The organism is Paraburkholderia sp. RL17-373-BIF-A (assembly GCF_046030175.1).
Lineage (GTDB): Bacteria > Pseudomonadota > Gammaproteobacteria > Burkholderiales > Burkholderiaceae > Paraburkholderia.
The window spans coordinates 46,634-72,644 of sequence record NZ_JARESO010000002.1; the positions used below are offsets into that span (position 1 = coordinate 46,634).

A 26,011-nucleotide genomic window follows, 5' to 3' on the forward strand; every position below is an offset into this window, starting at 1 on the left:
CATGGAAGTCGGCGGATCACGCGAAAGTGCCGGTAAACAGGCACTATTCGTCAGCCGGAGCGGGACCGATTGTAATGTCGCCGTATGGGAACCCCACCATGACAGAACATACGAAGGTCGATTTCGGTGCGGACAGCGTCGACGGCGAAACCGCCTCGACGCCGGGTCCGACCGTGCTCGAGAAGGCGGCGCCGCGCAGTGAGCGGATGGCGTCGAACAAGATCGAATGCAATGCCTGCCCGGTGCTGTGCCAGATATCCGAAGGGCGCACCGGAGCGTGCGATCGTTATGCGAACGCGGATGGGCGGTTGATTCGTGTCGACCCGGTGGTGTTTCTGTCGCGCGCGCCGTCAACGTCCGAAGCGAACGCCGCGATCGAATTCGGCGCCTCTTCCGAAGTGCATGACCCCGCGGCCGAACAGGCGTTGTTCGTGACCGGCGTCGGCGCTTCCTCCACCTATCCCGACTACAAGCCCGCGCCTTTTATCGTCGCCTCGAAGCTCGACGACGTCGACATGATCACGGTCGTCACGGAAGGCATCTTCAGCTATTGCAGTTTCAAGGTGAAGATCGACACCGACCGCTTCCTCGGGCCGGAACAATCGAACGTGCGTTGTCACGGCGAAATCGTCGGCCATGTGACGACGGCGGAATATGGCTCGCAGATGTTGAGTCTCGGTGGCGTGCATCATCTGACCGGCGGCAGCAAGAAAGAAGGCCGCGTGACGTGCGACATGATGCTCGCGCTCGGCAACAAGGAAGCGGTGGAGTTGAGCATCGACGGCGGCGCGAGTCTCGTGATTCGCGCGGGCGCGGCGCCGATCGTCGACGGCGTCGAGGAACAGCGCATGCGCGTGGGCTGCGGGTCGGCCACCATCGGCATCTTCGCGAAGCAATGGTTCGGTCACGCCGACGAAGTGGTGGTCGTCGACGATCACATTACCGGTGTGCTCACCGAACATCAGGCCGGACGTTGTCTCGGCATGGTGCGCTCAGGTGTGAAGATTCGCGGACGCAAGTCGACGCCGGGCCGTTATTTCCAGGTGGCGAATCCGGGCACCGGCTGGGGCGGCACCGACATTCAGGATCCGCTCGCGATCGTCGAAGGCTTCGATCCCGCGGTCGCCAAACCCGGCATGCGCCTCCTGATGGTGTCGACCACCGGCGAACACGCGCAGTGGTACGAACTGGATCAGGATCTCGTGCCGCGCATCACGGCGATGCCGGACGCGGTGCGCCACACCGTCGAGCGGATCGGCGAGAACTGCGAGCCTTCGCTCGCCACGGTGCTGTTTCTCGGCGGCGCGGGCGGCAGTCTGCGCGCGGGCGCCACGGAGAATCCGGTGCTGCTCACGCGCGCGATCAAACAGAAGCTGGTCAACGTGACTTGCGGCGGCGCGCCGGCTTATGTGTGGCCGGGCGGCGGGATCACCGTGATGGTCGATGTCTCGCGCATGCCCGACCGTTCGTTCGGCACGGTGCCGACGCCCGCGATCGTCGCGCCGATCGAGTTCACCATGACGTACGACGCCTATCGCGATCTCGGCGGTCATCTCGACGCCGTGCGGTCATTGGAGAGCGTGCTCGCGAACGGACCGGAACATACGGAGGGCGCGCCGCTCGCGCGACGTACGCTGGCGCGCAATCCCGACAACCCGTGGCCGCCCGCCATGCCGCCGATGCCTGGCTGACCGCGCCGACCGCTAATGTAACGACCGCAACGAACGCGACCGAAACAATGAACCCCACTCGCACCCGACTCGATGCGACCCGCTGGCATTGGCAGCATGGGCCGATCGATCTGATCCTCAGCGCGGACGGCACGCCCCAGGCGGTGCAGGCCGCGTATGAGGCCTGCTGGGCGCGCTTTGTCGACGTGTTGCCGGAGCTGGTCGGTGAACTGAAGCGCCTGCGTCAACCTGTACCGGCCGAAGCCGCATTCGACGACAGTGAATTGCACGGCGCGATTGCCCGCCGTATGTGGTCGGCCTGCCATCCTCACCGCGCGCGATACATCACGCCGATGGCTGCGGTCGCGGGCAGCGTTGCCGATGAACTGATCACGGCGTTCGCACGCGAAGGCATCTCGCGCGCCTTCATCAACAACGGCGGCGACATTGCGCTCTATCTGACGGAAGGGCAGCAATACCGCGTCGGCGTGTTCGCGGACCTCGCGTCGTTTTCACCCGTGCGGCTGTCGCGTGATCAGGCGCTCGACGCCAATCTGACGCTCGACGCCAGCCTGCCCATTCGCGGCATTGCGACGAGCGGCTGGCGCGGCCGCAGCTTCAGCCTCGGCATCGCCGACAGCGTCACCGTGCTCGCGCGCAACGCCGCCGCCGCCGACGCCGCCGCGACCATGATCGCCAACGCCGTCGATCTGGAACATGCCGGTATTCTGCGGCGTCCGGCTTCGTCGTTGAAAGACGATAGCGACCTTGGCGATATGCTCGTCACCGTCGACGTGCCGTCCTTGCCGCAGCCGCTGATCGACTTCGCGTTGGCGCGCGGTGTCGAAGGGGCGCAGCGTCTGCTCGAACGAGGCTTGATCGAAGGCGCCGCGCTATTCCTGCAAGGGCGGGTGCGCGTGGCCGGTATTCACGACACAGGCGGGCTGCACACGCAGCGCGCGCAGATCACAACGGAGGCTCCGTGTTCGAAATACGCCGCGTGCTGACGCACGTCGAAGATATCTTCCACGAGTTCGGCCCCGCGCCCGCACAGCCGCTCAGACGCGGCGCGATTGCCGCGGTGATGACGAACCCGTTCGCCGGCCGCTACGAAGCGAAAATCGAGCACGCGATGGAAGCGCTCAAGCCGATCGGCTTCGATATGGCGCAACGGTTGCTGGCGGCGATGGCGGTGCCGCATGCGTCGATCGAGAGTTACGGCAAGGGCGCGATTGTCGGCGCGCGCGGCGAACTTGAACATGGTGCGTTGTGGCATGTTCCCGGCGGCTACGCGATGCGTGAGTTGCTGGAGAAGAATGGCGTGCCCACCAACGCCATCGTGCCGTCCACCAAGAAGGTCGGCGCGCCGTCCACCGCGCTCGACGTGCCGCTCACGCACGTCAACGCGAGCTACGTGCGCAGCCATTTCGACGCGATCGAAGTACGCGTGCCCGGCGCGCCCGCCGCCGATGAACTGGTGTATATCCTCGTGATGAGCACCGGGCAGCGCGTGCATGCGCGCGTCGGCGGCCTCGCGAAAGAGGCGATCGTGGGCAAGGACGGATTGCGCTGAGCGGCGCCTGGTTGGCGCAGTGAGATCACGCAGAGCAGGCATCGAAACTCGGAGAGCGAAATGGCAATCAAGCTTCGCAAGCTGGTCGTGCAAGTGGATGAAACACGCATTGAAATGGGCCAGTCCGTCGAGCCGCCGGCGCGCCGCGCGGTCGCGATCGCGGTGATCGACAATCCTTATGCCGGCCGTTACGAGGCCAAACTCGACGCGCTGATCGAAGCGGGCGAAGAGTTGGGCGCACTGCTCGGCAACAAGTGTGTTCAAGCGCTGGGCATCGCGCCGGGCGAGGCGCACAGCTACGGCAAGGCCGCCATCGTCGGCGAGGCGGGCGAACTGGAACATGCCGCGGCGATCCTGCATCCCAAGCTCGGCGCGCCGCTGCGGGTGGCGGTTGAGAAGGGCGCGGCGCTGGTCCCGTCGGCGAAGAAGATGGGCACGCTCGGCACCGCGATCGACGTGCCGCTCGGCCATAAAGACGCCGCCTTCGTGCGCAGCCATTTCGATGCGATCGAAGCGCGCGTGTCGGACGCGCCGCGTGCGAACGAAATCGTCGTGGCCGTCGCGGTGACGGCGTCGGGGCGGCCGCTGCCGCGCATCGGCGGCTTGCAGGTGAGCGAGATCAAGGGCGAAGACGGTTTGCGCTGAGTTTGCGTGAGGCGATTTCGCCGGCGCTCCGAATGACCTAAGGGACTTTCTTCGGGGCGTATTGTATTGTCCTGCCGTTGACGCGTGCGCGCATGGTGCCGCACGCGCTGCAATGTCTGCCGATCGCGTTGAAGGCGCCAAAGCCGCGCCTTCACCGTTCAGCAAGCTGCCAAGGGTCGCGATGCTTTCGAATTTGCTGGTACAGCTGGTCAACGGACTCGCCGATGCGTCGACGCTGTTTCTCGTCGCCGCCGGTTTGTCGCTGATCTTCGGCGTGACGCGCATCGTCAACTTTGCGCACGGCTCCTTCTATATGTTCGGCATCTATGTCGCGTACAGCATAGCGAGCCGTTTCGGACATACGGCGGGCGGCTTCTGGTTGTCGGTGCTGGCAGCGGCGCTGGTGGTCGCGGTACTGGGCGCGCTGGTCGAGATGGTCGTCCTGCGGCGCATCTACCAGGCGCCCGAGCTGTTTCATCTGCTCGCCACATTTGCGCTGGTGCTGATCTTTCGCGATGCCGCGCTGTGGCTGTGGGGCCCGGAAGACCTGTTCGGACCGCGTGCGCCGCATCTGGCGGGCGCGGTCGATTTCCTCGGCCATCCGCTGCCCACCTACGACATCGCGTTGATCGTGATCGGGCCGGTGGTGTTGCTGCTGCTCTGGTATGCGCTGACACGCACGCGTTGGGGCACGCTGGTGCGCGCCGCGACGCAGGACCGGGAGATGCTCGGCGCGCTCGGCATCAATCAGGCGTGGCTCTTTACCGGTGTGTTTTTCGTCGGCGCGTTTCTCGCTGGGTTAGGCGGCGCGCTGCAAGGGCCGCGCATGTCGGCGAATCTGTCGCTGGATCTGGAGACGATCGGCAACGCGTTCGTGGTGGTGGTGGTCGGCGGGATGGGCTCGATTCCGGGTGCGTTCATTGCCGCGTTGATCATCGCGGAGATCAAGGCGCTGTGCATCGGCATCGGGCATGTGACGATCTTCGGCGTCGGGTTGTCGCTGAGCCGGTTTACGCTTGTCACCGAGTTTGTCGTGATGGCGGTCGTGCTGGTGGCGCGTCCTTGGGGTTTGCTCGGCCGCGCGAGCGCCGCGGTGCGCGGCATGGCGGCGCCGGAAACGCCTTTGCGGCCGGCGGGCAAACGGCTCAAGTGGCTGGCCGCCATCGCCTTGCTCGTTCTTGTGCTTGCGCCGTTGGCGGCCAACGCGTTTCCGTACATGCCCGTGCTGCTGGTCGAAATCCTGATCGCCGTGCTGTTTGCAACGAGCCTGCATTTCATCATGGGACCGGGCGGCATGCATTCGTTCGGCCACGCCGCGTACTTCGGATTGGGCGCATACGGCGCCGCGCTGTTCCTCAAAGTGCTGAATCTGCCGATGGAAGCCGCCTTGCTGCTCGGACCGCTATTGGCGGTGGCCGGCGCGCTGGTGTTCGGCTGGTTCTGCGTGCGGCTCTCCGGCGTCTATCTCGCGATGCTGACGCTCGCGTTCGCGCAGATCGTCTGGTCGGTCGTGTTCCAGTGGGACGACGTGACGGGCGGCAGCAACGGCATTCTCGGGTTGTGGCCGTCGAACTGGTTGTCCTCGCCGGTGGCCTTCTATTACGTGACGCTCGTCTGCGCCGTGATCGGCGTGTGGTTGTTGCGCAAGATGCTATTTTCGCCGCTCGGCTACGCGATGCGCGCGTCGCGTGACTCCGTGCTGCGCGCCGAAGCGATCGGCATCGACGTGAAGCGCGTGCAATGGGCCGCGTTCGTGATCGCGTCGCTGTTCTGCGGGCTCGCGGGATCGCTGTATGCGTTTTCCAAGGGCACGATTTCGCCGGAAGTGATCAGCGTGAGCCGTTCCGTGGACGGCCTCGTCATGGTGCTGCTCGGCGGCTTGCAGACACTGACCGGGCCGATTGTGGGCGCGGCCGTGTTCACGTGGCTGCAAGACACAGTTGCCCGGCAAACCGATTATTGGCAGGCACTGCTTGGCTTCGCGATTTTGTTGCTGGTGATCGCGTTTCCGCAGGGAATCGTCGGCTTCATTCGCGAGCGTTTCGGCGACGACAGCGCCGATCAGGCGGAACAGAGCGCCGTCTCGTCTCCCCAACGTACGGCGATCAAGGAGGGGCTATGAGCTTGCTGCGCGTTGCCGGTCTCTCCAAATCGTTCGGCGGCCTCAAGGCGGTCGACGATGTCTCGTTCGATCTCGAAGCCGGTCAATTGCTGGCCTTGCTCGGACCGAACGGCGCGGGCAAATCGACCTGTTTCAACATGGTCAACGGGCAGTTGCCGCCTTCGTCCGGATCGATTCGTCTCGACGGTCAAGAGCTGGTCGGCATGCGTCCGCGCGACATCTGGCGGCTGGGCGTGGGCCGCACGTTTCAGATCGCCGCGACCTTCAATTCCATGACCGTGATCGAGAACGTGCAGATGGCGTTGATCTCGCGCGAACGCAAAACCTTCGGTCTATGGCAATCCGCAGGCTCGCGCTATGCCGATGAAGCCCTCGCGCTGCTCGACCAGGTTGGCATGGCCGCGGATGCAAACCGCGCTTGCGGCGTGCTCGCGTACGGCGACGTGAAGCGCGTCGAACTCGCGATCGCGCTCGCCAACCGCCCGAAGCTGCTGCTGATGGATGAACCCACCGCCGGCATGGCGCCGAAGGAGCGCAATGAATTGATGGCGCTGACCAAGCGTCTTGTCACCGAACACAAGATCGGCGTGCTGTTTACCGAGCACAGCATGGACGTCGTATTCGCGTACGCCGATCGCCTGATCGTGCTCGCGCGCGGCAAGCTGATCGCCGAGGGCGACGCCGACACGATCCGCAACGACCCGCGCGTACAGGAAGTCTATTTCGGCACCGGCAAGACGTTCCAGCCGCACGCGCCGCTGCACGAGGCGGCGGGCGGACATCAAGGTCAAGGAGCGCTGCAATGAGCGAGCCGATGCTGAAAGTCTCCGGCCTCAACGCGTTCTACGGCCGCGCGCATATTCTGTTCGACGTCGGCCTCGAAGTGGGGCGAGGCGAAGTCGTGGCGTTGATGGGCCGCAACGGTGCAGGCAAATCCACCACCATGAAAGCGGTGATGGGTTTGCTGCCGCGCCGTCAGGGCGAAGTGAATTTTCGTGGGCAGAACATTACGGCGTTGCCGCCGTACAAGATCGCACGCATGGGCATGGGTTTCGTGCCCGAAGATCGGCGCGTGTTCGCGGATCTGACTGTGATGGAAAATCTCGACACGGGCCGCCAGCCGCCGCGCGACGGCGCGCCGCAATGGACGCCGGAAAAACTGTTTCGCCTCTTTCCCAATCTCGGCGAAATGCCGCAACGTCCGGGCGGCCAGATGAGCGGCGGCGAGCAGCAGATGCTCACCGTGTCGCGCACGCTGATGGGCAATCCGTATCTGGTGCTGCTCGACGAACCGTCCGAAGGCGTGGCGCCGGTGATCGTCGAACAGATGGCGAACATGATTCTCGAACTGAAGCGCGAAGGGCTGTCGATCCTGTTGTCCGAACAGAACCTGCACTTCGCCGAGCTGGTCAGCGACCGCGCGTATGTGCTCGAAAAAGGGCAGATCCGCTTTAGCGGCACGATCGGCGAACTCGCACAGAACGAAACAGTGAGGCGCGCTTATCTGAGCGTGTGATTCCACCGGACAGCGCAGCGCGCACTGAATGGCGCGCTTCGCGGCGCCGGGTAGTCGTTCCAAACTCGCGTTGCGAAAGGAGAGGCAGATGGCAGCAGAGACGTTGACAGGCTTGTCGGGCAAGGTCGCAATAACGAACATCGGGCTGCTGTTATCGGGCGATATCGATCAGCCGATTCTCGACGCGAACACGCTTGTGATCGACGACGGCGTGATCGTCGCGGTCGGCCGCGAAAAGGACTGCGACCTCGAAGGCGCGCGCACGACGGTCGATTGCAAAGGCACGACGGTCGCGCCCGGTTTGATCGACTCGCATGTGCATCCCGTGTTCGGCGACTGGACGCCGCGCCAGAATCAGATGGGCTGGATCGAATCGAATCTGAACGGCGGCGTCACCACGATGATTTCCGCCGGCGAAGTGCATTTGCCCGGCCGCCCGAAAGACGTGCTCGGCGTGAAAGCGCTGGCGATTACCGCGCAACGTTCGTTCGAAGGGATGCGCGGCGCGGGTGTCGGCGGCGGCGTCAAGGTGATGGCGGGCGCGCCGGTGATCGAAAAGGGCATGGTCGAAGAGGACTTCAAGGAACTCTCGGAGGCGGGCGTGAAACTGCTCGGCGAAGTCGGCCTCGGCAGCGTGAAGGGCGGCGAGGAAGCGGCGCAGATGGTCGCGTGGGCGCGCAAATACGGCATTCAAAGCACGATTCACACGGGCGGTCCGTCGATTCCCGGCTCGGGCCTGATCGATCGCGACGTGGTGCTCGCCGCTGACGCCGACGTGATCGGCCACATCAACGGCGGGCACACGTCGCTCTCCTACCGGCATGTTTGCGACCTGTGCGAGCAGTCGAGCCGCGCGCTGGAAATCGTCCACAACGGCAACGAACGAATCGCCTTGCTGACCGCGCGTCACGCGATCGAATTGAAGTGTCCGCACCGGATCATTCTCGGCACCGATAGTCCTGCGGGATCCGGAGTGCAACCGCTCGGCATCTTGCGGATGATCGCGCTGATTTCGAGTCTCGCCGACGTGCCCGCGGAAATCGCTTTCTGTTTCGCGACCGGCAACACCGCGCGTCAGCGCAATCTGCGCCAGGGGCTGATCGAAGTGGGCCGTCCCGCCGACCTCGTGTTCATGGATCGCGCGCAGCACACGGCGGCCGATACGCTGCTCGAAAGCGTGCAGCTCGGCGATATTCCGGGCGTGGGCATGGTGATGATCGACGGCTTGATCCGCTGCCGGCGCAGCCGCAATACGCCACCGGCCACGGAAGTGCCGGTGGTGCTGTGAACACGTATCGCACAGCGAGGCCGGCACGAACATGAACCGCCCGGCGCCTCTTACGCTGAACGTGAACGGCGCGACGCACCTCGTCAGCGCCGCCGCCGACACACCCTTGCTCTACCTGCTGCGCAACGACCTCGCGCTGAACGGTCCGAAGTTCGGCTGCGGCCTCGGCGAATGCGGCGCGTGCACGGTGTTGCTCGACGGCATGCCGACGCGCGCGTGCGTCACCACCGCGAAGGTCGCGTTGGGCCGCGAGATCACCACACTCGAAGGACTGGGCACGCGCGCCGCGTTGCATCCGGTGCAGCAGGCGTTCATCGAAGAACAGGCCGCGCAATGCGGCTATTGCCTGAATGGCATGATCATGACAGCCAAGGCGCTGCTCGATCGCGATCCGCATCCGAGCGTCGAGACGATCCGGCGCGAGCTGTCGCGCAATCTGTGCCGCTGCGGCACGCATGTCGAGATCGTGCGGGCGGTGCAGCGCGCCGCTGAATTGCTCGCCGCTCAAGCGGCGGCGCAATCAGCCGTGCACGATGGAGTGCGCGCATGACCGGACCGGATTTCAGCGTCGATCGACGCAACGCGCCGCCGTCGCGTCAGCAACTCTACGACGCGCAGAGCGTGCTGATCGTCACGCGGCCGCCGCAAGCGCCGGTGAAGCCGGCAATCGGTCAGCCGGGCTCGCGTTCATCGTTTGTGCCGACCGAAGCGGACATGTTCCTCGTGGTGCGCGACGACGGCAGCGTGGTCGCGTTCAATGGTCACGTCGACCTCGGCACCGGCATCGGCACGGCGCTCGCGCAGATCGTCGCGGAAGAACTGGATGTGCCGTTGACGCGCGTGTCGATCGTCCTCGGCCATACGCGTGAAGCGCCGAATCAGGGGCCGACGATCGCTAGCGCGACGATTCAGATATCGGCGGTGCCATTAAGGCACGCTGCGGCGCAGGCGCGGCAGTTTCTGCTAAAGGAAGCGGCGGCGCGATTCAATGTGAGCATCGAGCAACTCGACGTGCGTGATGGTGTCGTCTATCAAAGCGACAGCAGCACGGCGACGAAAGGCATTGGCTACGGCGAGCTGATCAGCGGAAAACGTGTCGAATTGCAGCTCGCCACGGACGCGCCTTTGAAATCGCCCGACGCGTACAAGATCGTCGGCAAGAGCGCGCCGCGCGTCGATATTCCCGCGAAGGCCACCGGCGAATTGAGTTTCGTACACGACGTGCGCGTGCCGGGCATGTTGCATGGCCGCGTGGTGCGGCCGCCGTACGCCGGCGTTGCGCAGGGCGACTTCATGGGCAACAGTCTGCTGCGGGTGGATGAAGACTCCGTCAGCGATTTGCCCGGCATCGTCAAGGTGGTGGTGATTCGCGATTTCGTCGGCCTCGTGGCGGAACGTGAGGAAGTCGCGCAGCAGGCCGTGAAGCGGCTTCGCGTGCAATGGAAAACGGTCGACGGTTTGCCGTCGCTCGAAACCAGCGAAGAAGTGGAAGCTGCTCTGCGCGCGAATCCTGCGAAGCGGCGCGATCTGGTGATCGACGGCGATGTGGATGCAGCACTGGCGCAAGATCCCGCTCGCACATTGGAACGCACCTACGTATGGCCGTTTCAGATGCATGCGTCGATTGGACCGTCGTGCGCGGTGGCCGATTATCGCGAGGGCGCATTGAAGGTCTGGTCGGGCACGCAGAATCCGCATTCGCTGCGCGCCGATCTCGCGCTGCTGATGGGCATGGACGAAGCGCACATCGACATCGTGCGGATGGAAGCGGCGGGTTGCTACGGCCGCAATTGCGCGGACGATGTCGCCGCCGACGCCGCGCTGCTCTCGCGCGCCGCCGGCAGTCCGGTGCGTGTGCAACTCTCGCGCGAGGACGAGCACGCGTGGGAGCCGAAAGGCGCCGCGCAATTGATGGACGTGCGCGGCGCGTTGAATGCCGAGGGCGAACTGGCCGCGTACGACTTTGCGACGCGCTATCCGTCGAACGACGCGCCGACGCTGGCGCTGCTCCTGACCGGCACGATCTCCGCGCAGCCACAAGTGTTCGAAATGGGCGACCGCACGGCCGTGCCGCCGTACGACTACCGCACCATGCGCATCGTCTGCGACGACACGCCGCCGATCGTACGGGCGTCGTGGCTGCGCGGGGTGTCCGCGTTGCCGAACACGTTCGCGCACGAGTCCTTCATCGACGAACTCGCGGCGGAAGCGGGCGTCGATCCGGTCGAGTTTCGGCTGAAGCATTTGACCGATCCACGCGCGATCGAACTCGTGAAAGCGGTGGCGGAAAAGGCCGGTTGGGAACCGCGCAACGCCGAGCGTAAAGATGATGAAGGCGACATCGCACGCGGGCGCGGCATCGCATATGCCCGCTACGTGCATAGCAAATTCCCCGGCTTCGGCGCGGCATGGTCCGCGTGGGTGGCCGATGTCGAAGTCAACCGCAGGAGCGGCGAACTCGCGGTGACGCGCGTGGTGGTCGGCCAGGATACGGGCACGATGGTGAATCCCGACGGCGTGCGTCATCAGATTCACGGCAACGTGATCCAGACGACCAGCCGTGCGCTGAAAGAGCGCGTGACGTTCGGCGAGAACGCGGTGACGAGCCAGGAGTGGGGCGCGTATCCGATCCTGACCTTCCGTGAAGTGCCGGTGATCGACGTGGTGATGATGCCGCGCCACGGCGAGCCGCCGATGGGCGCGGGCGAATCCGCGTCGCTGCCCGGCGCGGCGGCGATTGCCAATGCGCTCTTCGATGCCACGGGCGTGCGGTTTCGGCGGCCGCCGTTCACGCCGGAAACGATCCGCGCCGCGCTTGCCGATGCTCAAGCCGAAGAGGCGGCGGCTCGCAAGAAAAAGCGCTGGCGGATTGGTTTTCTCGGCGTTTTGGCAGCGGGCGCGGCGGGTTGGCTCGGCGCGTTGTCGCTCGCGCCTCACGCTATCGCACCGATCACGCCGCCGCTCGCGAGCGCGTTTGCGCCGGATCTCGTGGCGCGCGGCAAATTGCTGGCGTCGCTCGGCAATTGCGCGGTTTGCCATACCGCGCACAATGGCGTGCCGAACGCCGGCGGCAAACCGCTCGACACGCCTTTCGGCACCGTGTACAGCACCAACATCACGCCGGACGGCCAGACCGGCATCGGCAGCTGGTCGCTCGAAGCCTTCGTGCGGGCGATGCGGCAAGGCATCAGCCGCGATGGCCATCGTCTCTATCCGGCCTTTCCGTACACATCGTTTCAGAACACCTCCGACGACGATCTGAAGGCGCTCTACGCCTACCTGATGGCGCAAACGCCGGTGCGCGCGCGTCCGCCGGAAACGAAGCTGGCCTATCCGTTCAGCGTGCGTCCGTTGATGTTTGCCTGGAACGCTTTGTTTCTCGGACGCACAACCTTCACTGCCAGCGCGACGCAAAGCGCGCAATGGAATCGCGGCGCGTACCTGGTGAACGGACTCGGCCACTGCAGCGCGTGCCACACGCCGCGCAACGCCTTCGGCGCCGAGAAAACCGGCGCGGCGTTCATGGGCGGCGGCACGGCGGACGGCTGGGAAGCGCCCGCGTTGTCGACACTCTCGAACGCGCCCGTGCCCTGGAGCGAGGACGAGCTCTTCAGCTATCTGCGCAACGGCCACGCGCCGCTGCACGGCGTCGCGGCGGGGCCGATGGCGCCGGTAGTCGGCGATCTGGCGGCGCTGCCCGACAGCGATATTCGGGCGATGGCCACGTATCTCGCGTCGCTCAATCCGTTGGAGCCGAACGCCGATCCGGCAGCGGTGGCGCGCCAGTACGAACAGGCCAGCGCGATCTCGGGCGCGCCTGCCGGGCTCGGCGCGCGGCTTTTCGACGGCGCGTGCGCTGCTTGTCATCACACGGGCAGCGGGCCGCAATTGTTCGGCGCACATCCTTCGCTGGCGCTTAACACGAATCTGCACAGCGCGACGCCCGATAACCTGATTCGAGTGATTCTCGACGGCATCGGCTCGCCTGCGCGGCCCGAACTCGGTACGATGCCGGCTTACCGCGACAGTTTCAACGACGCTCAGGTCGCCGAACTCGTGTCGTACCTGCGTCAGCAATTCGCCGGTGGCAAGCCGGCATGGCAGGACGTCACGGCGAGCGTCGCGCGGATTCGCGCAACGCCGCGAGCCGACTGAATCGCGAGCCGCTCGAACGCTCGATAACAATGACCGCATTCCCGCAATCCTTTTGATAACGGAGAAACGCATGACCACGCGCGCAGGATGGATCTCTCGCCTCATGGTGCCGACGCTGTTCTCGCTCGCCGCCTTGAGCGCGAGCGCACAGCAGACCATCAAGATTGGCGAGATCAACAGCTACAAGGCGCAGCCCGCCTTTCTCGGGCCTTACAAGAACGGCTGGAATCTCGCGCTCGAGCAGGTGAACGCCGCCGGCGGCGTGCTCGGCAAACAGCTCGAAGTGGTGTCGCGCGACGACAACGGCAATCCTGGCGACACGATCCGCGTCGCGCAGGAACTGATTGCGCGCGAACAGGTGCAGTTGCTGTTCGGCGGCTTCCTCTCGAACACCGGTCTTGCGCTGACCGACTTCGCGAAGCAGAAGAAGATTTTCTTCCTCGCCGCTGAACCGCTGACCGACAAGATCGTGTGGGCCGATGGCAACAAATACACGTACCGTCTGCGGCCTTCCACGTATATGCAGGTGGCGATGCTGGTGCCGGAAGCGGCCAAGCTGCATAAGAAGCGCTGGGCGCTGGTGTATCCGAACTACGAGTACGGACAATCGGCCGTGGCGACCTTCAAGAAGCTGCTGACGGCGGCGCAGCCCGACGTGCAGTTCGTCGCCGAGCAGGCCACACCGCTCGGCAACGTCGATGCAGGCGCCGTGACGCAGGCAATCGCCGACGCCAAGCCGGATGCGATCTTCAACGTGCTGTTCGGCGCGGACCTCGGCAAGTTCGTGCGTGAGGGTAATACGCGCGGGCTCTTCAAGGATCGCAGCGTGGTGTCGTTGCTGACGGGCGAGCCGGATTATCTCGACCCGCTGGGCGCTGAAGCGCCGACCGGCTGGATCGTGACGGGCTATCCGTGGTATTCGATCGATACGGCGGCCAACAAGAAGTTCGTCGATGCGTATCAGGCCAAGTATCACGACTATCCGCGGCTCGGCTCGGTGGTGGGCTATTCGGCGTTGATGTCGATTGCCGCCGGCATCAAGAAGGCCGGGTCGGTCGATCCGGACAAGCTCGCCGCCGCGTTCAAGGGCCTTGGTGTGGATACACCGTTTGGGCCGATCAGCTATCGCGCGCAGGACAATCAGTCGACCATGGGCGCATATGTCGGCGTGACGGGTTTGAAGGACGGCAAGGGCGTGATGACGTCGTACCGGTATATCGATGGCGCGAGTGTTCAGCCGTCGGATGCCGAGGTCAAGAAGCTGCGGCCTGCCGAGTAAGGTCTTGACGCCTGCGGCGCGCGCCGCCGCAGGCATGTGGAGAGCAACATACGCCGCCGCTGCACGGCAACGCACGGCGATAGGCGGAGAATTACTCCTCCGCGTCGTGCTCGATCACGAATCGTTTCAGATAAGCCAGCACGGCGGCTTCGACCGCGCGATGATCCGCGGTGCTTTTGGAGCCCGCATTCTCCTCGTCGCCGAACAGAGTGGACGGTGCGTTGTGCACATCCACTTCCTGGCCTTCGCGAAAGACGCGAATCTCATGAACGTCTTCGGCGTACTCGGCGATCCAGTGCACGCCTTCGATATGCGCGCCGGCACGTACGGTAGGTATCTTCATGGACGTCTCCCGTCGGGCCGGACCACACGCCAACCCTTACCAATACCATACGCCGTCCAGATGTGCGGCGCGAGTCCTGTTGCACAGTTGCTCGAGGAAAGATTTTTCGCGCGCGCCACAATATTCACGCGCCTGAAACGTCTTCAGGCGCATGGAACCGCCACTCACTTCGCACACGATGACCGAACGAGACACCGACATCACCGCGACCGTGGTGCGTGAGCGCACGAGGCTCGTCAATTTTATCCGGCGTCGAATACGCGACCCGGACGATGCCGAGGACATCCTGCAGGATGTGTTCCACGAATTCGTGCAGGCTTACCGGCTTCCCGCTCCGATCGAACAAGCGAGCGCGTGGCTGTTCCGTGCCGCGCGCAATCGCATCGTCGATCGTTTCCGCAAGAAGAAAGAGCAGCCGCTGGCAGATCTGTCCGCGGCTGGCGACGACGCCGACAGTGAGTATCGCCTCGACCTCGACCTGCCGGCGCACGATGCGGGTCCCGAAGCCCTCTACGCGCGCGCTCTATTGCTCAAGGCCTTGCAGGATGCGCTCGATGAGCTGCCGGCGAATCAACGTGAGGTATTTATCGCACACGAACTGGAGGGCCGGTCCTTCAAGGACATGGTGGCGGAAAGCGGTGTCACGCTCAATACGTTGCTCGCGCGCAAACGCTACGCGGTCTTGCATCTGCGCGCCCGGCTGCAGGCCATTTATGACGAACTGGGTATCTAGAGGAGTCGAAGGATGAATTTTCGAATCAGATGTGCGGGTAAGGCACTGCTTGTGGTGGTCGCTATCGGCGTGCTCGGCTGGGTGGTCATGACTCTATGGAATTGGGTGATTCCGGCGCTATTCGTCGGCGCCCGTGCGATCGACTTCGCGCATGCGTTGGGCTTGCTGGTTTTGAGCCGCATCCTGTTTGGCGGATTCCGCGGACACGGCGGCTGGCGCGAACGGCGTCGCTGGCGCAAATGGGAAGCGATGACGCCCGAAGAACGCGAGCATTTCCAGACGGCGTGGCGATCGGGTCGCGCTCGGCGCACGGGAGATTGAACATGCGCGAGACATCACCGGCCGAGTGCAAACAGAAGCCGGGCGTGATTGCGCCCGTGGTCGACCTGACACGTTGCGAGGGAAAAGGCGATTGCCTCGAGGTCTGCCCAGAGAAGGTGTTTGAGATCCGGCGCATCGATGAGGTCGACTATCGCAGCCTCGATTTGATGCATCGCCTCAAGCTGCGCGTGCATGGAATGAAAGTCGCCTACACGCCCAACGCGCACGCCTGCCGGTCATGCGGTCTGTGCGTGACGGCGTGCCCGGAACGCGCGATCAAGCTGGCCAGGACGGCATAGCGCCACACGTTTTAGCTGATGGCGGAACGACCGTGCCTGCCTGAGGCAGTGGTCTGTCGTTTGATACGTCAACAGCATTTTCGGTCTCGTCAAGGAGCGCACATGGCTTCATCAACCACAGGTCTTCTGCAACGGCTTCATGAACAGAGCCAGACAGAAGTCATAGCCCGCGCACGGGCGCAGTTCCAAGGATCGAGCCAGGAGTTTCAGGATCTTGCAGAGGAATACGACATGCTCGCGCCACGTCTGCGTGGACGGTTTCTCGAAACGCTCGGGCTATCTAGCGAAGACTTCGAATCCTCGCAAGGCACACCGCTATCGTTAGCCGTGTCGGCGGAGACGGGAAGGTTTTTGAGCAATATGGTGCTCTCGCACAAACCGGCCCGAATCCTCGAACTCGGCAGTTCCTGCGGCGTGTCCACGCTGTATTTCGCCGAGGCCCTTCGCACGCTAGGCAGTGGCATGGTTGTAGCGACCGAACTCGACGCTGTTAAATGCGCACATCTTCGGGCCCACGTCAGAACGGCGGGCGTGCAAGCGTATGTCGACCTGCGGGAGGGTGATGTATTCCAGACCATTTCCGAACTGGACGGCACTTTCGACATGGTCTTTATCGACGTATGGGCCAGCACCTATCTCAATCTATTCAAGCAAATTGAACGGCTGCTACGTCCCGGATCTATCGTTCTCGCCGACAACATGTACACAGCCGAGGACGCCGTCCGGCCATACAAGCACTACCTTGCCGGCAATCCGCGCTTCTCGACAACGACGCTGGACTTTGAATCGGGGCTCGAATTTACGGTTGTCGTCTCGTAAGCTAACGAAGAGCGGTGCCGCCGTACTGGCGAAGAGCCGTCAGGACAGGCACTTCCATCACATGAGTAGGGGAGAATGAGCAGCCCCCCACCGGGACTGCGGGCGGCGAACTTGACGAAACGCCACGGGCAATTGTCGAAGTCGGCTGGCTTCAGACGGCGTTTTTCAGCGCGATTCGCCTGCCAGACGCCGCGCGGCACACGCGTTGCTGCATGACACAGGCCACATCCAACTGGAGAACTGTCATGCCTGAAAAGAAAACGATCGAGCGTGCTAAGACCGACAAACGCGCCGGCAAAGCATCGAGCACCCAAGCAGGTGAATTCGTCAAGGAACAGGTCGATAAGGTGCGTGCCGGCAAGCACGGCGTCAGGTCGGCCAAGCAGGCGATTGCGATCGGCCTCTCGGAAGCGCGCCGCGCGGGCGTCGCCGTAAAGTCGCCGAAGAAGGGCACGGCAAGCGAGGCCACCCGCAAGAAGGCCGCTACGGATAACGCCGCTGGCCAGCACAAGAGCACCACGAAGAAGAGCACCGAGTCGACTGCGAAGCGCTCGCGCGCCGCCACTAATGCGTTGAAGCGCGAGGGCAGCGCGGGCGCATCGCCGGCAGCGCTGTCGAAGCAGACGAAGACGGCGGCAGCCAAACGCCCCGCCGCCAGCCGTTCCGCAGCGGCGAAGAAGGCTGCTGCGACTAAGGGTGCTGCTGGCCGTTCGGCGGCTGCGAAGAAAGCCGCTCATACGCGGGCTTCGCGTACGCACCGTTGAGCTTCGCGGCAGTCGCGCGGCGCGACGGTCAGCTGAGCTGAGCCGGGCCGGCGGCTCGCCGCTCACCGCGCCCGGCGGCGGTCGCGCCGCGTTGCGCGATGCCGCCATCCTCGGCGTGCGTTGCTTGAGCGTGTGACGCACATAGCGCATTCGAAAAAAAGGCGGCGCAAATAACGCGCCGCCTGCTTTCTGCTGCCTGTCGCGAGCTGATTACTGCACCGTAGCCAGCACGTCGCCCACGGTCTTGAAGATGTGCGCGATCTGCTCTTCGTTGATGATGAGCGGCGGCGAGAACGCGAGAATATCGCCCGTGAAGCGCACCAGCACGCCCGCTTCGAAGCACTTGACGAACGCTTCGTAAGCCCGCGCGCCCGGCGCGCCGTCGCGCGATTCGAGTTCCACGCCGGCGATCATGCCGAGGTTGCGCACGTCCTTCACGTGCTTCGCGCCACGCAGCGAGTGAGCCGCCGCTTCGAACGTCGGCGCAAGCGTCGCGGCCCGTTCGAACAGACCTTCGCGCTTATACAGATCGAGCGTGGCGACTGCGGCTGCCGTCGCGACCGGGTGGGCCGAATACGTGTAGCCGTGGAACAGCTCGATCGCGCCTTGCGCGCCGCTGTTCACGATCGTGTCGTGGATCGTGCGGCTCGCGGCCACCGCGCCCATCGGAATCGCGGCATTGTTGATCGCCTTCGCCATCGTGATCAGGTCCGGCGTCACGCCGAAGTATTCGCTCGCCGTGGCCTTGCCGACGCGGCCGAAAGCGGTGATCACTTCGTCGAAAATCAGCAGGATGCCGTGCTTCGTGCAGATCTCGCGCAGCTTTTGCAGATAGCCTTGCGGCGGAATCAGCACGCCCGTCGAGCCGGCCACCGGTTCGACGATCACCGCGGCGATGGTCGACGCATCGTGCAGCGTGACGATGCGTTCCAGTTCCTCGGCGAGGTGCGCGCCCCAGGCCGGCTGGCCTTTCGAGAACGCGTTGTGTTCGAGGTTATGCGTGTGCGGCAGATGATCGACCGCCGGCAGCAGCGCGCCCGAGAAGGTCTTGCGGTTCGGCGCGATGCCGCCGACCGAGATGCCGCCGAAGCCCACGCCGTGATAGCCGCGCTCGCGCCCGATCAGGCGTGTGCGTTGGCCTTCGCCGCGCGAACGGTGGTACGCGAGCGCGATTTTCAGCGCGGTGTCGACCGATTCCGAACCCGAGTTCGTGAAGAAGATGCGGTCGAGGCCTTCCGGCATCAGTTCGGCGACCTTGGTGGCCGCTTCGAACGCGAGCGGGTGGCCCATCTGGAAGGTCGGCGCGAAGTCGAGCTTCGAGAGTTGCTGGGTGATCGCCGCGACGATTTCTTCGCGGCCGTGACCGGCGTTCACGCACCAGAGACCCGCGCAACCGTCGAGCACTTCACGCCCGTCCGTGCTGCGGTAGTACATGCCCTTGGCCGATTCCAGCAGGCGCGGCGCGGCCTTGAACTGGCGGTTGGCGGTAAAGGGCATCCAGAAAGACGACAGATCGTCGATGACGGGGCGCGAAGTCATGGGTATCTCCTCGAAGTGGTCGCCCAAGGGTTTCCATTGGGGCATGGCGAAACTGTAGCGTTCGCGGTTTAATGGCGGCATAAACAGTTGACGCAGTGTGGCGCTAACTGTGTTGGTGGATTCGCAGCAACTGTGTCGATGCTTGCCGTGGCAGGCCGACAAGCTCGCCGGCGCCACATTTCGAACGTACTCATATGCTCAGCCGCCTTGCGCGGCCCGCTTTTTCGTCCTGATCATGATCGAACTACAACTCGAGCGCGACCGGCGCGCCGCTCCCACGCTCGTCGAGCAGGTGGTGCAAGGCTTTGCGCGCGCCATCGAAGGGCAATCGCTGCGCGCGGGCGCGCTGTTGCCGTCGGTGCGGCAACTGGCGCAAAGCCACGACCTGAGCACCTTCACGGTCACGGAGGCGTACAACCGGCTGGTGTCGATGGGCCTCGTGGTCGCGCGGCGCGGTTCCGGCTATCGCGTGGCGGCGCGCTCGCAGTCCGCGCGGGTCGCCGCCACCGACTGGCAGCCGCCGAGCCTCACCGCGACCTGGCTCCTGTCCGACGTGTTCGCCGATCATTCGGTGCCGATCAAGGCGGGCGGCGGCTGGCTGCCGAACGAGTGGATCAACGAGACGGGTTTGCAACATGCGCTGCGCGCCATGAGCCGGGTGCCGGCGGCGCGCCTCGGCGACTACGGGCATCCGTATGGATTCGCGCCGCTGCGCGAGCGAATCGCCGAGCAACTCGACCGGCGCGGCCTGCCGGTGGATGTCTCCAACATCCTGCTCACGCAAGGCGCGACGCAAGGGCTGGATCTGATCGTGCGCACGCTGCTGCGCGCGGGCGACGCCGTGATCGTCGAAGATCCCGGGTATTGCAATCTGCTGCAGATTCTCAAGCTGGCCGGACTGGTGGTGCATGGCGTGCCGCGCACGCCCGCGGGCGTCGATACGGACGTGCTCGAAGCGCTGGTCGCCGAGCACAAGCCGAAGGCGATCTTCGTCAACACGACGCTGCAGAATCCGACCGGCGCGACCTTCGGCATGTCGGCGGCGTTCCGCTTGCTGCAGATCGCCGAGCGTCAGCGCATGTGGGTGATCGAAGACGATGTGAGCCGCGAACTCGCGCCGTCCGGCGCGCCGCTCTTCGCGGCGATGGAAGGCTTGCAGCGCGTGCTGTACGTCGGCGGTTTTTCGAAGACGGTGACGCCGGGGCTGCGTTGCGGCTACGTGGTCGCCGAGCGCGCGGTGCTGCGCGAATTGGCGCGCACGAAGATGGCGGTGGGGTTGACGTCGTCGGAGGCGATCGAGCGGATCGTCGACAAGGTGCTGCTGGAGGGGCGCTATGCGCGTCACGTGGAAGCCGTCAACGAACGTCTCAAGCTCGCGCACGCGACCGTCGAAGAGCGGCTCGATTCGCTCGGCCTCGAGCTGTTTCACCGGCCGCGCGCCGGGTTGTTCCTGTGGGCGCGCTTGCCGATCGAAGCAGAGCGGGCCGGCGAAGTGGCGACGGCCGCCCTCACTCACGGTATCTGGCTCGCGCCGGGCTCCTACTTCCGTCCCGACGATGCCCCGAGCGCCTGGTTCCGCTTCAACGCACCGTATTCGACGGACGATGCGTTGTGGCGGTTTATCGAGCGAGTCGGGCAGGGCGCGTTATAGCGGCCGGGTTCAGGCCGACTGTCCGATCAGCTTCAGGGCGATCGGATACAGCGACAGCACCAGCAGCAGCGCCATCGCCACATTGAAAACGCGCAACCGCTTCGGGTCCGACAACACCTGCCGCATGGCGGTGCCGAAACCCGCCCACAGGCAGATGCACGGAAAGCCGATCACGTAGAAGATCACCGCCATCGCAATGGCGTTCATGCTGTAGCTCTCGCTGAGGTGGATCGTCGTGGCGGCGGTCAGCACCATCATCCATGCCTTCGGATTGACCCACTGGAAGGCGATCGCTTCGTAGAACTTCATGGGCCGGCGCTCGCCTTTTTTTACCTTCAACTCGCCCGAAGTGCCGATCTTCCACGCGAGATACAGCAGATACGCGACGCTCGCGACCTCGAGCACCGTGTAGAGCACGGGGAAATGCACGAAGGCTTCGCCCAGACCGATCCCGACCGACAGCATCAATAGCACGACGCCGGCGCTAATGCCGGACAGATGCGGCAACGTGCGGCGGAACCCGAAATTGACGCCCGAGGCCAGCAGCATCGTGTTGTTCGGACCGGGCGTGATGGTGGTGACGAGCGCGAACAGGATGCCGGCGGGCAGCGCGCTGAGACTGAGAAATGACATGGCAAGCTCCGGTGTCGGGCGGAAGAACATTGGAGCATTCTAGCGAGCGTTGCCGGTACAGTACCGGTACGGTTTGTGAGATGGTGTCCGGTACGGGTGGCGGTGGATTGCCTGCGTGCGGCGGTCCGCGGATCGATATAAGACGACCGTAGTACTGAGATTGATATCGCAGCGGAAGGTGTCGCCGGAGAACTGGCCAATCGTTCCAAAAGACCGGCGGCGCAGCGTGCGCTGCGCCACCCACGCTGCGTCCAACACCGACGCCTGTCAGTCGATATAACGCAGCCCCAGCTTCGCGAGCGGCTCACGCATCTGGTACATGTCGAGCCCCAACACGCCCGAGGCGAGTTTCGCGCGCTTCTGCGCTTCGTTCGCCTCGCGTGCGCTCGCGTTCTCGAGCGTTCGCGCCGCCATTGCTTGCGGTACGACGACCACGCCATCCTGATCCGCGACGATGACGTCGCCCGGCGTGACGAGCGCGCCCGCGCATACCACCGGCACGTTGACCGAGCCTAAGGTCGCCTTGATCGTGCCTTTCGACGAGATCGCCTTGCTCCACACGGGGAAGTTCATTTCGGCGAGCACGCTGACGTCGCGTACGCCCGCATCGATGACCAGTCCGCGCGCGCCGCGCGCCTTGAAACTGGTGGCGAGCAGATCGCCGAAATAGCCATCCGTGCAATCGGCGGTGATGGCGGCAACCACCAGGTCGCCGGGTTGAATCTGTTCGGCGGCCACGTGCAGCATCCAGTTGTCGCCGGGATGCAATAGCACGGTGACGGCGGTGCCCGATGCATTCGCACCGGCATAGATCGGGCGCATATACGGCTTGAGCAGACCGGTGCGGCCCATTGCTTCATGCACGGTAGCGCTGCCGAGGACGCCGAGTGCGTCCGCGACGCCGCTGTCCGCGCGCGTGATGTTGCGATAAACGACTCCGAGTTCGTACATGATCAACGTCCTTGCGCGGCGAGGGCGGCATCCAGACGCGGATAGACGCGGCGTGCATTACCTTCGTAAATCTTGAAGCGCTGTTCGGGGTGCATGTCGGCGGCCTCGATGTAGCGTTTCGTATCGTCGAAATAGTGCTGCGTGTACGGATCGATACCGCGCACCGCGCCGATCATCTCGCTCGCGAACAGAATGTTGTCGACGGGAATCACTTCGGTCAGCAGATTGATGCCGGGCTGGTGATACACGCAGGTGTCGAAGAAGATGTTGTGGAGCAGGTGCTCTTCCAGTGGCGGCTTTTTCATCTCCTGCGCGAGACCGCGGAAACGGCCCCAGTGATACGGCACCGCGCCGCCGCCATGCGGAATCACGAAACGCAGCGTGGGGAAATCATGGAACAGGTCCGACGTCAGGCACTGCATGAAGGCAGTCGTATCCGCGTTCAGGTAGTGCGCGCCGGTCGTATGGACACACGCGTTGCAGCTCGTGCTCACGTGAATCATTGCCGGAATGTCGTACTCGACCATCTTTTCGTAGATGGGATACCAGTAGCGGTCGGAGAGCGGCGGGCTCGTCCAGTGGCCGCCGGACGGATCGGGATTCAGATTGATCGCGACGTTGCCGTACTCTTCGACGCATTTCACCAGTTCGGGAATGCAGCTCGCCGTATCGACGCCCGGACTCTGCGGCAGCATCGCCGCGGGAATGAAATGCTGCGGAAACAACTGGCTCACGCGGTAGCACAACTCGTTGCAAATCGCCGCCCAGGTGCTCGACACCTCGAAGTCGCCGATGTGATGCGCCATGAAGCTCGCACGTGGACTGAACACGGTGAGATCGAGCCCGCGTTCGCGCATCAGTCGCAACTGGTTGGTCTCGATCGAGTCGCGCAGTTCGTCGTCGCTGATGTTCAGTTCGGACGGCTTGGGGCGGCTCGCCGGCTGGCCGATTGCCGCGATCTGGCGGTTGCGCCAGGTCTCCAGCGCTTTGGGCGCGGTCGTGTAGTGCCCGTGGATGTCGATGATCATGGTTGGCTCCTGGGAAATTCGGCGCGTGCATCGATCACGCGCATCGGGATGTGAGTTCGACGTACTAGAACAGCACGTCGATGCCGACGGTGACGGCCGTCTGACTCGACGCGCCGGCTGGGTTCAGCGTGCTGACCACCGCGTGCTTGTACGAGGTGTAATCGACTTCGCCGTAGAGCGTGGTGCGCTTGGACAGCAGATAGGCGAGCGAAACGATCGACAGGCCGCGGCGGCTGGCCTTGTCGTTCGACACGGTGGTCTGGTAGTAGCCGCCGTCGAAAATCATGTCCGGCCTGATGGTCCATGAAATGCCGCCGAAGGCGTTGTTGGTCACCTGGTGCGGTGCGGCCGGATTCTGCAGGTCTTCGGACATGAAGCCGCCCGACACCCGCACCGGGCCGATTTTGTAGGCGGCACCGGCCATGTAATAGCTGTCGCCGATGTAGGTCGTCCCAGTCAGTATGTTGCGATGCCCGTACACGCCGCCGAGGCTCGCCGGACCGGCGCTATAGCTCATGCCGACTGAACGCGTCGCTCCACTGCTGAAATTTCCCGGCACACCGCCGAACGAGTTGTCCACTTCGAACAGCAATGGCCCGAAAACATTCTTGTACTTGACGGCGTTGTTGTTGCGCGTGCCGTCCGAGGCCGTGGTCAACGGCAGGATCGGCGTGAAGTGAAAACCGAACGGATCGTAGATACTGATGATGTCGTGCGAAATCGTGTATTGGCGGCCGAGGTCGATCGACCCGTACTTCGAATTGCCAATGCCGACGAATGCCTGCCGGTTGAACTCGACGCCGGTGGTATTGTCGAACTGCCCGTTGCCGAGATTGAAGCCGTTCTCCAACTGGAAGTGCGCGTTCCAGCCGTCACCCAGGTCTTCCTTTCCCAGGAAGCCGAGTTTGTTCGAACTGTAGTAGCCGTTCGAATTCATGGTCACCACCGTGCCGCCGCCTTTTGCCGCGTTCGTCTGGTAACGCACGCCACCGTCTACCGTGCCGTATAGCTGGACGCTCGATTGCGCGTGTGCGGACATTGCGCCCAGCGTGCCGGCCGCTGCCGACAGTCCAACCCCAATGGTTCTCCAAACCTTTGTTTTCATAGTACGTCTCCGATCTAATGTCGTTGTGTGGAACCGCTGGCAATGGCAGGGCCGCGCCATACGATTCGTATGACTAAATAAAAGCTATGCTTTCAGATCCGATTTTCAATTTCATCGGGCCGGCGGAGCTCACTCATCGGTGCCACCGGCCTTGCGGACATTCGTGGCTAGTTGCCTGCCCGACCGCTGCTCGTCTGATTGAGGCGCCCCGGCGAAGGCGGAACCGGCTTGAAGCCGGTTTTCAGTTCACGGCGCAGCGCGCCGCGGTCGAGTGCCTTCTCCCAGTTCGCCACCACGATGGTCGCCACGCTATTGCCGACGATGTTGGTGAACACGAATCCGCTGGACATGGCCTTGTGAATGCCGAGAATCAGGGCGATCGATTCGACCGGAATCGTGTTCGATGCGGCGAGGGTCGCTGCCAGCACGGCAATCGCCGCACCGGATACGCCTGCCGCGCCCTTCGACGTGAGCAGCAAGACGGCGAGCAGTACCAGTTGATCGTGCCAATTCATTGGCGTGTTGGTAGCTTGGGCGAGAAACACGGCCGCTGCGGCGAAATACAGGCACGTGCCGTCGTGATTGAACGAGTACGCCGTCGGCAGGACCAGACCGACCACCGATTTTTCGCAGCCGAGCCGTTCGAGTTTGTCGATCAATTGCGGGAAGACCGTCTCCGACGAACTCGTACCGATCACCAGCAGCAACTCCGCGCCGATATAGCGCATCAAACGCAGCAGGCTGAAGCCGTTGACTTTCGCGATCGGCCAGAGAATCAGCAAGAAGAACAGCGCGCAGGTCAGATAGAACTCGAGCACGAGTTTGCCGAGCGAGATCAGCGTGCCGAAGCCGAATTTGCTGACCGTGAAGGCGATCGCGCCGAACGCGGCGAGCGGCGCGATTTTCATCGTCAAGCCGATGATCCAGAAGAGCGAGCCCGACACCGAGTCGATCAGATTCAACGCCGGCTGCGCACGCTCGCCGATTGCGGCGAGGCCGAATGCGAACAGTACCGAGAAGAACAGCACCTGCAGCACGTCGCCGCCGGCGAACGCGCTGATCGCCGTGTGCGGAATCACGTTCAGCAGGAATTCGCTCGTCGTGACGACGTGATGGGCGTTGGCGACGTATGTATCGACGGCGGCGGAGTGCACGCTATGCATGTCCACGTTCATGCCGACACCAGGCTTGAGCACATTGATGACCACGAGGCCCAGCACCAGGGCGAGCGAGGTCACCACTTCAAAGTAGAAGAGCGCCTTGATCGCCACGCGGCCAACTTTCTTGAAGTCGTTGACGCCCGCGATGCCGCTGCATACGGTGCAGAAAATGATCGGACCGATCAGCATCTGGATGATGCGGATAAAGGCGTCGCCCACGGGTTGCAGATCGATGCCGAACTTCGGAAAGAAGTAACCCGTGGCGATACCTAGCGCCATGCCGGCCAACACCTGGAACGACAGGTCGAGATAGAACGGCTGACGTTCCCTGGGTTTCGCGGCGGTGGACTTGCCGGGCAAGCTCATGGTGTCTCCTTAACAAACTGCGGCGAACTTGGGTTCGCTCAAAAATCGTGA

Annotated in this window: 24 protein-coding genes; 17 read left to right on the plus strand and 7 right to left on the minus strand. The window is 63.8% G+C overall.

What is annotated here, in order from left to right; all coding sequences use genetic code 11:
* The first annotated feature begins 98 nt into the window (after nt 1–98).
* The 11 genes from P0D80_RS02220 (at nt 99) to P0D80_RS02270 (ending at nt 14,248) form a co-directional block, all read left to right on the plus strand.
* On the plus strand, nt 99–1,691 hold the full coding sequence (locus P0D80_RS02220) for a 6-hydroxynicotinate reductase (protein WP_408280756.1): 1,593 nt from the start codon (nt 99–101) through the stop codon (nt 1,689–1,691).
* 47 nt (nt 1,692–1,738) lie between these two features.
* Nucleotides 1,739–2,677: a UPF0280 family protein gene (locus P0D80_RS02225; RefSeq protein WP_408280759.1), complete on the plus strand. Its 939-nt coding sequence runs from the start codon at nt 1,739–1,741 to the stop codon at nt 2,675–2,677.
* Nucleotides 2,653–3,243 (plus strand): amino acid synthesis family protein, encoded by a 591-nt coding sequence (locus P0D80_RS02230; protein WP_012426218.1) that lies wholly within the window; start codon nt 2,653–2,655, stop codon nt 3,241–3,243. The genes P0D80_RS02225 and P0D80_RS02230 overlap by 25 nt, the downstream gene beginning before the upstream one ends.
* 60 nt (nt 3,244–3,303) lie before the next feature.
* On the plus strand, nt 3,304–3,888 hold the full coding sequence (locus P0D80_RS02235) for an amino acid synthesis family protein (RefSeq protein WP_408280762.1): 585 nt from the start codon (nt 3,304–3,306) through the stop codon (nt 3,886–3,888).
* A gap of 181 nt (nt 3,889–4,069) precedes the next feature.
* Nucleotides 4,070–6,010: an ABC transporter permease gene (locus tag P0D80_RS02240; protein ID WP_408281448.1), complete on the plus strand. Its 1,941-nt coding sequence runs from the start codon at nt 4,070–4,072 to the stop codon at nt 6,008–6,010.
* Nucleotides 6,007–6,816 (plus strand): ABC transporter ATP-binding protein, encoded by an 810-nt coding sequence (locus P0D80_RS02245; RefSeq protein ID WP_408280765.1) that lies wholly within the window; start codon nt 6,007–6,009, stop codon nt 6,814–6,816. The genes P0D80_RS02240 and P0D80_RS02245 overlap by 4 nt, the downstream gene beginning before the upstream one ends.
* Nucleotides 6,813–7,526 carry an ABC transporter ATP-binding protein gene (locus P0D80_RS02250; RefSeq protein WP_310817780.1) on the plus strand — a complete coding sequence of 238 codons (714 nt, stop codon included), beginning with the start codon at nt 6,813–6,815 and terminating at the stop codon, nt 7,524–7,526. The genes P0D80_RS02245 and P0D80_RS02250 overlap by 4 nt, the downstream gene beginning before the upstream one ends.
* A gap of 88 nt (nt 7,527–7,614) precedes the next feature.
* The gene (locus P0D80_RS02255) at nt 7,615–8,814 is read left to right on the plus strand and encodes an amidohydrolase family protein (protein ID WP_408280768.1); all 1,200 of its coding nucleotides are present in this window, start codon (nt 7,615–7,617) and stop codon (nt 8,812–8,814) included.
* A gap of 31 nt (nt 8,815–8,845) precedes the next feature.
* Entirely contained in the window at nt 8,846–9,364 is a 519-nt protein-coding gene (locus tag P0D80_RS02260; protein ID WP_408175168.1) for a (2Fe-2S)-binding protein, read from the plus strand.
* Nucleotides 9,361–12,969, plus strand: a complete 3,609-nt coding sequence (locus tag P0D80_RS02265; RefSeq protein ID WP_408280772.1) for a molybdopterin cofactor-binding domain-containing protein — start codon at nt 9,361–9,363, stop codon at nt 12,967–12,969. Before P0D80_RS02260 ends, P0D80_RS02265 begins: the two co-directional genes overlap by 4 nt.
* A gap of 70 nt (nt 12,970–13,039) precedes the next feature.
* Nucleotides 13,040–14,248 (plus strand): ABC transporter substrate-binding protein, encoded by a 1,209-nt coding sequence (locus tag P0D80_RS02270; protein WP_408280775.1) that lies wholly within the window; start codon nt 13,040–13,042, stop codon nt 14,246–14,248.
* Between the two features lie 91 nt (nt 14,249–14,339).
* Here P0D80_RS02270 and P0D80_RS02275 read toward each other — a convergent pair whose 3' ends face one another.
* Nucleotides 14,340–14,591: a hypothetical protein gene (locus P0D80_RS02275; protein ID WP_007178046.1), complete on the minus strand. Its 252-nt coding sequence runs from the start codon at nt 14,589–14,591 to the stop codon at nt 14,340–14,342.
* Nucleotides 14,592–14,742: 151 nt separating this feature from the next.
* Between P0D80_RS02275 and P0D80_RS02280 the strand changes: the two genes are divergently transcribed.
* The 5 genes from P0D80_RS02280 to P0D80_RS02300 all read left to right on the plus strand — a co-directional run bounded on the left by P0D80_RS02280 (nt 14,743) and on the right by P0D80_RS02300 (nt 17,527).
* The gene (locus P0D80_RS02280) at nt 14,743–15,324 is read left to right on the plus strand and encodes an RNA polymerase sigma factor (RefSeq protein WP_408280778.1); all 582 of its coding nucleotides are present in this window, start codon (nt 14,743–14,745) and stop codon (nt 15,322–15,324) included.
* A gap of 12 nt (nt 15,325–15,336) precedes the next feature.
* A complete protein-coding gene (locus tag P0D80_RS02285; RefSeq protein ID WP_132378165.1) occupies nt 15,337–15,645 on the plus strand; it encodes a hypothetical protein in 309 nt (102 codons plus the stop codon).
* Nucleotides 15,646–15,647: 2 nt separating this feature from the next.
* Nucleotides 15,648–15,944, plus strand: a complete 297-nt coding sequence (locus tag P0D80_RS02290; RefSeq protein WP_132378163.1) for a 4Fe-4S dicluster domain-containing protein — start codon at nt 15,648–15,650, stop codon at nt 15,942–15,944.
* Between the two features lie 102 nt (nt 15,945–16,046).
* Complete coding sequence (locus P0D80_RS02295) at nt 16,047–16,763, plus strand: O-methyltransferase (RefSeq protein WP_408280781.1); 717 nt, start codon at nt 16,047–16,049, stop codon at nt 16,761–16,763.
* 245 nt (nt 16,764–17,008) lie between these two features.
* Entirely contained in the window at nt 17,009–17,527 is a 519-nt protein-coding gene (locus P0D80_RS02300) for a DUF6496 domain-containing protein (RefSeq protein WP_408280784.1), read from the plus strand.
* A 210-nt stretch (nt 17,528–17,737) separates the two neighbouring features.
* On the opposite strand, the gene aptA is transcribed toward P0D80_RS02300, so the two are convergent.
* Complete coding sequence (gene aptA / locus P0D80_RS02305; RefSeq protein ID WP_408175160.1) at nt 17,738–19,066, minus strand: omega-aminotransferase AptA; 1,329 nt, start codon at nt 19,064–19,066, stop codon at nt 17,738–17,740.
* A 235-nt stretch (nt 19,067–19,301) separates the two neighbouring features.
* Here aptA and P0D80_RS02310 point away from each other — a divergent pair, with 235 nt between their 5' ends.
* Nucleotides 19,302–20,717, plus strand: coding sequence for an aminotransferase-like domain-containing protein (locus P0D80_RS02310; protein WP_408280787.1), 1,416 nt, complete (start codon nt 19,302–19,304; stop codon nt 20,715–20,717).
* A 9-nt stretch (nt 20,718–20,726) separates the two neighbouring features.
* Here the strand turns inward: P0D80_RS02310 and P0D80_RS02315 are convergent, their stop codons facing one another.
* The 5 genes from P0D80_RS02315 to dctA form a co-directional block, all read right to left on the minus strand.
* Nucleotides 20,727–21,350, minus strand: a complete 624-nt coding sequence (locus P0D80_RS02315; protein ID WP_132378153.1) for a LysE family translocator — start codon at nt 21,348–21,350, stop codon at nt 20,727–20,729.
* Between the two features lie 267 nt (nt 21,351–21,617).
* Nucleotides 21,618–22,301 (minus strand): 4-carboxy-4-hydroxy-2-oxoadipate aldolase/oxaloacetate decarboxylase, encoded by a 684-nt coding sequence (gene ligK, locus P0D80_RS02320; protein ID WP_408175157.1) that lies wholly within the window; start codon nt 22,299–22,301, stop codon nt 21,618–21,620.
* A gap of 2 nt (nt 22,302–22,303) precedes the next feature.
* A complete protein-coding gene (locus P0D80_RS02325) occupies nt 22,304–23,329 on the minus strand; it encodes an amidohydrolase family protein (RefSeq protein ID WP_408280792.1) in 1,026 nt (341 codons plus the stop codon).
* Between the two features lie 64 nt (nt 23,330–23,393).
* A complete protein-coding gene (locus tag P0D80_RS02330) occupies nt 23,394–24,434 on the minus strand; it encodes a porin (RefSeq protein ID WP_408175153.1) in 1,041 nt (346 codons plus the stop codon).
* A gap of 167 nt (nt 24,435–24,601) precedes the next feature.
* The gene (gene dctA / locus P0D80_RS02335) at nt 24,602–25,960 is read right to left on the minus strand and encodes a C4-dicarboxylate transporter DctA (protein WP_408175152.1); all 1,359 of its coding nucleotides are present in this window, start codon (nt 25,958–25,960) and stop codon (nt 24,602–24,604) included.
* Nucleotides 25,961–26,011 lie beyond the last annotated feature (51 nt).

Excerpts from the sequence above, each read along its gene's own strand:
- P0D80_RS02315 (WP_132378153.1), bottom strand. The coding sequence starts at position 21,350 with ATGTCATTTCTCAGTCTCAGCGCGCTGCCCGCCGGCATCCTGTTCGCG.
- P0D80_RS02280 (WP_408280778.1), top strand. The coding sequence starts at position 14,743 with ATGGAACCGCCACTCACTTCGCACACGATGACCGAACGAGACACCGAC.
- P0D80_RS02285 (WP_132378165.1), top strand. The coding sequence starts at position 15,337 with ATGAATTTTCGAATCAGATGTGCGGGTAAGGCACTGCTTGTGGTGGTC.
- P0D80_RS02275 (WP_007178046.1), bottom strand. The coding sequence starts at position 14,591 with ATGAAGATACCTACCGTACGTGCCGGCGCGCATATCGAAGGCGTGCAC.
- P0D80_RS02310 (WP_408280787.1), top strand. The coding sequence starts at position 19,302 with ATGATCGAACTACAACTCGAGCGCGACCGGCGCGCCGCTCCCACGCTC.
- P0D80_RS02240 (WP_408281448.1), top strand. The coding sequence starts at position 4,070 with ATGCTTTCGAATTTGCTGGTACAGCTGGTCAACGGACTCGCCGATGCG.
- P0D80_RS02330 (WP_408175153.1), bottom strand. The coding sequence starts at position 24,434 with ATGAAAACAAAGGTTTGGAGAACCATTGGGGTTGGACTGTCGGCAGCG.
- P0D80_RS02250 (WP_310817780.1), top strand. The coding sequence starts at position 6,813 with ATGAGCGAGCCGATGCTGAAAGTCTCCGGCCTCAACGCGTTCTACGGC.
- P0D80_RS02245 (WP_408280765.1), top strand. The coding sequence starts at position 6,007 with ATGAGCTTGCTGCGCGTTGCCGGTCTCTCCAAATCGTTCGGCGGCCTC.
- P0D80_RS02290 (WP_132378163.1), top strand. The coding sequence starts at position 15,648 with ATGCGCGAGACATCACCGGCCGAGTGCAAACAGAAGCCGGGCGTGATT.
- P0D80_RS02235 (WP_408280762.1), top strand. The coding sequence starts at position 3,304 with ATGGCAATCAAGCTTCGCAAGCTGGTCGTGCAAGTGGATGAAACACGC.
- P0D80_RS02300 (WP_408280784.1), top strand. The coding sequence starts at position 17,009 with ATGCCTGAAAAGAAAACGATCGAGCGTGCTAAGACCGACAAACGCGCC.
- P0D80_RS02255 (WP_408280768.1), top strand. The coding sequence starts at position 7,615 with ATGGCAGCAGAGACGTTGACAGGCTTGTCGGGCAAGGTCGCAATAACG.
- dctA (WP_408175152.1), bottom strand. The coding sequence starts at position 25,960 with ATGAGCTTGCCCGGCAAGTCCACCGCCGCGAAACCCAGGGAACGTCAG.
- P0D80_RS02265 (WP_408280772.1), top strand. The coding sequence starts at position 9,361 with ATGACCGGACCGGATTTCAGCGTCGATCGACGCAACGCGCCGCCGTCG.
- P0D80_RS02225 (WP_408280759.1), top strand. The coding sequence starts at position 1,739 with ATGAACCCCACTCGCACCCGACTCGATGCGACCCGCTGGCATTGGCAG.
- P0D80_RS02295 (WP_408280781.1), top strand. The coding sequence starts at position 16,047 with ATGGCTTCATCAACCACAGGTCTTCTGCAACGGCTTCATGAACAGAGC.
- P0D80_RS02325 (WP_408280792.1), bottom strand. The coding sequence starts at position 23,329 with ATGATCATCGACATCCACGGGCACTACACGACCGCGCCCAAAGCGCTG.
- P0D80_RS02260 (WP_408175168.1), top strand. The coding sequence starts at position 8,846 with ATGAACCGCCCGGCGCCTCTTACGCTGAACGTGAACGGCGCGACGCAC.
- aptA (WP_408175160.1), bottom strand. The coding sequence starts at position 19,066 with ATGACTTCGCGCCCCGTCATCGACGATCTGTCGTCTTTCTGGATGCCC.
- P0D80_RS02220 (WP_408280756.1), top strand. The coding sequence starts at position 99 with ATGACAGAACATACGAAGGTCGATTTCGGTGCGGACAGCGTCGACGGC.
- ligK (WP_408175157.1), bottom strand. The coding sequence starts at position 22,301 with ATGTACGAACTCGGAGTCGTTTATCGCAACATCACGCGCGCGGACAGC.
- P0D80_RS02270 (WP_408280775.1), top strand. The coding sequence starts at position 13,040 with ATGACCACGCGCGCAGGATGGATCTCTCGCCTCATGGTGCCGACGCTG.